The 5,178-nt window shown below is 63.9% G+C and carries 6 protein-coding genes; all 6 read left to right on the forward strand.

Annotated features, from left to right (window positions below; translation table 11 throughout):
• The first annotated feature begins 191 nt into the window (after positions 1-191).
• Positions 192-725, forward strand: coding sequence for an acetyl-CoA carboxylase biotin carboxyl carrier protein (locus tag BM438_RS44225; RefSeq protein WP_093647848.1), 534 nt, complete (start codon positions 192-194; stop codon positions 723-725).
• A 6-nt stretch (positions 726-731) separates the two neighbouring features.
• Complete coding sequence (accC, locus tag BM438_RS44230) at positions 732-2,084, forward strand: acetyl-CoA carboxylase biotin carboxylase subunit (protein ID WP_093647851.1); 1,353 nt, start codon at positions 732-734, stop codon at positions 2,082-2,084.
• 83 nt (positions 2,085-2,167) lie between these two features.
• Positions 2,168-2,839 carry a 5-oxoprolinase subunit PxpB gene (gene pxpB / locus BM438_RS44235; protein ID WP_244179620.1) on the forward strand — a complete coding sequence of 224 codons (672 nt, stop codon included), beginning with the start codon at positions 2,168-2,170 and terminating at the stop codon, positions 2,837-2,839.
• Positions 2,836-3,843, forward strand: a complete 1,008-nt coding sequence (locus tag BM438_RS44240) for a 5-oxoprolinase subunit C family protein (RefSeq protein ID WP_093647856.1) — start codon at positions 2,836-2,838, stop codon at positions 3,841-3,843. Before pxpB ends, BM438_RS44240 begins: the two co-directional genes overlap by 4 nt.
• Before the next feature lie 3 nt (positions 3,844-3,846).
• Positions 3,847-4,317 carry an acetyl-CoA carboxylase biotin carboxyl carrier protein gene (locus BM438_RS44245; RefSeq protein ID WP_093647858.1) on the forward strand — a complete coding sequence of 157 codons (471 nt, stop codon included), beginning with the start codon at positions 3,847-3,849 and terminating at the stop codon, positions 4,315-4,317.
• 85 nt (positions 4,318-4,402) lie between these two features.
• Entirely contained in the window at positions 4,403-5,170 is a 768-nt protein-coding gene (locus BM438_RS44250; protein WP_093647861.1) for a LamB/YcsF family protein, read from the forward strand.
• Positions 5,171-5,178 lie beyond the last annotated feature (8 nt).

Here is a 5,178-nt window from a genome sequence, read left to right on the forward strand (position 1 = left end):
TGGCGCATTTTTTATGCGCCGGATACATTGAGTCCATCGTCGATCGCCCCGGTTCGCAGTGAGCCGGCGCGACGAGGCTAGCCGTCACGCGGGCGAGGCAACCGGAGATTGAATCGGTTGCCATACAGCCCCAGCGGTGCTTCGCGCACGCCAACCGACCGGCGCGCGTCCAACCGGCTACGGACTCAAAGATGGATCTCCAGAAGATTAAGGCGCTAATCGACCTGTTGGCGGACTCTCCGCTGGCCAAGCTCGAAGTCATCGAGGGCGAGGAACGGGTCAAGCTTGTGAAGGCGAGACGGCGTGGCAAGCGGGCTGAGGTGCCTTCGGGCGATGACCGTGTCGCCGTGACGTCCACCTCGGGCACCCAAGGGAGCCAAGGGAGCCAAGGGAGCCAAGGGAGCCAAGGAGCGCAATCACCGCTCGCCGAGCCTGCGCAATCCGTCGATACTCCCCAGGCGGCCCTTGCAGGCCCCGCAACCGCCAGTGAGCCGCAACTCGTTCGTGCGCCCATGTTCGGCGTCGTTCATCTGACGCCGGCGCCGGACGAGGCGCCCTTCGTGAATACCGGCGACACGATCAAGGAAGGGCAGGTGCTCTGCACGATCGAGGCAATGAAGATGTTCAACGCGATCGAGTCCGAACTCAGCGGCGCCGTTCTGGAGATTCTTGTGGCTCCGGGCAGCGAAGTGGAATCCGGGCAGCCGCTGTTCCGGATCGGCTGATCGACCATGTTCAACAAAGTACTGATTGCCAACCGCGGCGAGATCGCGCTTCGAATCCAGCGTGCCTGCCGTGAACTTGGTCTGAAAACCGTCGCGGTCCATTCCGAGGCTGACGCCGACGCGCGCTATGTACGGCTCGCCGACGAGGCGCTGTGCATCGGTCCTGCCGCGCCGGGACAAAGTTATCTGAACCGGGCTGCGATCCTGTTCGCGGCGCACGTGAGCGGCGCGCAGGCGGTTCATCCCGGCTATGGCTTCCTGTCGGAAAACGCGGATTTTGCGGCGCAGGTCGAAGCCGCCGGCATGGCCTTCATCGGCCCCGAGCCCGATTCCATCCGAACGATGGGCGACAAGGTCGCCGCCAAACGGGCCATGCGTGCGGCCGGCGTGCCTTGTGTTCCGGGCCCGGACGGCGGCTTGCCGGATGACCCCGCTGAGATCCTGCGGGTCGCGCAAGAAATCGGCTATCCGGTGATCGTCAAGGCGGCGGGTGGTGGCGGCGGGCGAGGCATGCGCGTCGTGCCGGGCCCCGAGCAGTTGCTCGAAGCCGTTTCGGTGACGCGTGAAGAAGCGCGCCGCGCTTTCGGCAAGCCCGAACTCTATGTCGAGAAGTTTCTCGAGCATCCGCGTCACGTCGAAATTCAGGTCTTGTGCGATACGCACGGCAATGCCCTGTGGCTCGGTTCGCGCGACTGTTCGCTGCAACGGCGTCATCAGAAGGTCCTGGAAGAGGCGCCCGCACCCGGCATCGACCCGGAACTGATCCGGCAAGTGGGCGAGCGTTGTGTCGAGGCCTGCCGGCAGACGAATTACCGCGGCGCGGGCACTTTCGAATTCCTGTTCGAGAACGGCCAGTTCTATTTCATCGAAATGAATACGCGGCTGCAGGTCGAGCATCCCGTGACGGAAATGACGTCGGGCATGGACATCGTGCGGGAACAGATCCGGATCGCCCAAGGGCACGCGTTGATGATTCGTCAGTCGGACATTCGCACGCTTGGGCATGCGCTGGAATGCCGGATCAACGCCGAGGACCCGTTCACCTTCGCCCCGTGTCCAGGGAAGATTTCCGTCTGGGAACTGCCGGGTGGCAACGGCGTGCGGGTGGACTCGCATATGAGTGGCGGCGCGGTCGTGCCGCCGTATTACGACTCGCTGATCGCTAAGGTGATCACCCACGGCGCAACCCGTGAAGAGGCGCTGGCGCGCATGCGCATCGCGCTCTCGGAGATGCGCATCGAAGGCATTCGCACCAACGTGCCGTTGCATCAGGCCATGCTCGAGGACGAGGGGTTCGCTGAGGGCGGCGTCGATATTCATCATCTGGAGCGTTGGCTCGCAACGAGGAAACCGACATGACGCTGACTGTTGAGCATGCGTCGATTGCGCACGGCGACGTAGTCGAACGGCTGCGTCCGGATTCACAGAGGACTGTCCTTGCAATGAAACAGGATGAATCGGAGCAGGCGCTTTGCATCAGCATGCTGGGTACGACGGCCATGCTGTTCGAAGCGCCGGGCGCGCTCGATCTGCATGCACAGCGCCGCATCTGGACGCTCGCCCGCGAGGTCGAATCATGGCCGGGCGTGCGTGAAGCGGTACCCGGCGTGACCAATCTGATGCTGACGTTTGTCACGCCGCCCGCAGATCCGGACTCGCTCGGCGCCGCGTTGCGCGACGCGTGGGCTGCGGCGGGCGAGTTGCAGATCGAAGGGCGCGTGGTGGACTTGCCGGTGGAATACGGCGGCGAGTTCGGGCCGCATCTGCAGGACGTGGTGAATCACACCGGCCTGTCTATCGACGAGGTCGTGCAATTGCACTGCGCGCCACTCTACACGGTCTATGCGCTCGGCAGCCATCCAGGCTACTGCTATCTGGGCGGTATGGACCCGCGTATCGCCACGCCGCGGCGCAAGGTGCCGGTGCTGGGTTTGCCTGGCGGCGCGGTGTCGATCGGCGGCGTGCAGACCGGTGTCTCGGCATCGACGGGACCGAGCGGCTGGAACACGATCGGTCATACATCGATGTCGTTCTTCGACCCTACGCGCGACAACCCGGCCACGCTCGCACCTGGCGACATGATCCGTTTTCGCGTCGAAAGGATTGTTCCATGATCGAAATATTGTCTTCGTCCGCGCTCGCGACGGTACAGGACCAGGGGCGTGAGGGCTATCTGCGCTACGGCGTCGGCACCGCCGGCGCGATGGACCGGTTGGCGCTCGCGCTCGGCAATCTGTTGCTCGGCAATCCGGACGACGCGGCCGGCATCGAGATTCCGATGTTTCCCTTCCGCATCCGCTTCCTTGAAGATCTTTCGTTCGCCATCACCGGTGCCGATTGTGCGGCACGCTTGGGCGACCGGCCGGTGCTGCCGTGGTGGACCGTGCATGCGAAACAGGGCGACGTGCTGACGTTCGGCGTGCCGACCAGTGGCACGCGCTGTTACCTGTCGCTCGCGGGTGGCGTGGACGTACCGGTGGTGCTTGGCTCGCGCAGCACGCAATTGCGCGGGCAGTTTGGCGGCTTCAACGGTCGTCAGTTGCAGAAGGGTGATGTGGTGAAGGCAGTGGGTTTCGCTGAGCGCGTCGTGCCGCAAGACGCTGTGCTCGCCGCGGGATTCGGCACGGTGCCGCCAGAGTACTCGCTGTCGGCGCCTTTATCCCTGCCCGCAGCCGAAGCGGGCGAAACCGTGGTGCGCGTGCTGCCCGCCGCGGAATACGACTGCTACGAGCCGGAATCGCTCGAAGCGTTCTGGCGCGACGGTTGGAAAGTGACGCCACAGAGCGATCGCTACGGATATCGCCTCGCCGGCCCGACCCTGGTCGCGACGCATTCGATCGAAAAGCGCTCGCACGGCATCGTGCCGGGCGTGATCCAGGTGCCGCATAGCGGCCAGCCGATCATTCAGTTGCGCGATGCGCAGCCGTCCGGCGGCTATCCGAAGATCGGCACCGTGATCGAAGCCGATTTGTGGCGACTCGCGCAGGCACGCATTGGTACGAGGATTCGCTTTGTTCGGACGACGTACGCGCAAGCCGTCACGGCGCTGGAAGAACTGGACGGTTATCTCGTCAGGGTGCGCAATCTCGTTGCGCTGTTTCGTCCTTCCCGACACTGAAACATGACACAAAAAATCAAAGTGGATATCGGCGAGCTGCGGCAGATCACGTCGTGGCTGGCGGCGGTCGATATCGAGTTCATCGAAATCAGCAAACCCGGGGCGACGGTTCGATTGACGATGGAGCAGGCGCCTTGCTCGATCGGTGCGGATGCGCCGGCGTCGGTGCAGGCGGTTTCGACTGTAGTTCCTGGCGGACTTGCGCGCGCAGCGGACACTGCGCAGACGCAGACCGTCAGCATCACTGCGAAGTCGGCCGGCATCTTTCTGTCGACGCATCCGGCGCGTTCCACGCCATTGGTCAGCCCGGGCGATCACGTCAAACCGGGCGACATGGTCGGTTTGCTGCAGATCGCGCAATTGTGCGTGCCCGTGGTCGCGTCGGCGGATGGCATGGTCACGCGCTTGTGCGTCGCGCATGGCGCAACGGTCGGCTACGGAACGCCCTTGCTCGAACTCTCGCCGTCGGTGTAGATGCATATCGATAGATAGACACCGATCCGGTGTGGTCCGCTGCGGATAGCCCGGCACAGATGGGTTAAAGAATGGAGAGTGGATAGTGGAAATCGACCTGAACGCGGACCTGGGCGAAGGCTTTGGACCCTATCGAATGGGCGAAGACGAAGCGATGCTCGACATCGTCTCGTCCGCCAACATTGCGTGCGGTTATCACGCGGGCGACCCCGTCATCATGGACAAGACGGTGCGGATGGCTCTCGCGCGTCAGATCGACGTCGGCGCGCATGTAGGTTTTCCCGACATGATGGGCTTCGGCCGGCGGCAGATTCAGGCGGACCCGCTTGAGCTGGCGAATTACGTGGTGTATCAGATGGGCGCGCTTGCGGGCATCGCGAAGCGGGCCGGACATCGCGTCACGCATATGAGCTTTCACGGTGCGTTAGGCAACATGGCTGCGGCATCGTATGAACTGGCCGAGCCGCTGGTGCGGGCGCTCGCCGAATTCGATCGCGATCTGATCATCAGCGTGTCGACGAACACGGAAATCGAACGGGCCGCCGATCACATCGGGATGCGCACGGCCAACACGTTTCTCGCCGACCGCGCCTACGACGATCAGGGCGCGCTCGTGTCGCGCAAGCTGGAGGGCGCGGTCATCAAGGACCGCGCGGCCGTCCTCGCACGCGTCAAGGAACTGCTCGAAGACGGCACGATCACGACGATCACCGGCAACAAGCTCAAAATCGCGGTCCAATCGATCCTGCTGCACGGCGATACGCCTGGTGCGGTCGAACTCGCGCGCACGGTGCGCGGCGTGATCGAATCGGCGGGCGGGCGGGTCGTGCCGGTCTCGAAGCTCGTACGCTAGGCGCGCGC

The sequence above is a fragment of the Paraburkholderia aspalathi genome, assembly GCF_900116445.1.
GTDB lineage: Bacteria > Pseudomonadota > Gammaproteobacteria > Burkholderiales > Burkholderiaceae > Paraburkholderia > Paraburkholderia aspalathi.

Bases quoted from the DNA above. Each gene is read 5' to 3' on its own strand.
- BM438_RS44245 (WP_093647858.1), top strand. From the start codon at position 3,847: ATGACACAAAAAATCAAAGTGGATATCGGCGAGCTGCGGCAGATCACG.
- pxpB (WP_244179620.1), top strand. From the start codon at position 2,168: ATGAAACAGGATGAATCGGAGCAGGCGCTTTGCATCAGCATGCTGGGT.
- BM438_RS44240 (WP_093647856.1), top strand. From the start codon at position 2,836: ATGATCGAAATATTGTCTTCGTCCGCGCTCGCGACGGTACAGGACCAG.
- BM438_RS44225 (WP_093647848.1), top strand. From the start codon at position 192: ATGGATCTCCAGAAGATTAAGGCGCTAATCGACCTGTTGGCGGACTCT.
- accC (WP_093647851.1), top strand. From the start codon at position 732: ATGTTCAACAAAGTACTGATTGCCAACCGCGGCGAGATCGCGCTTCGA.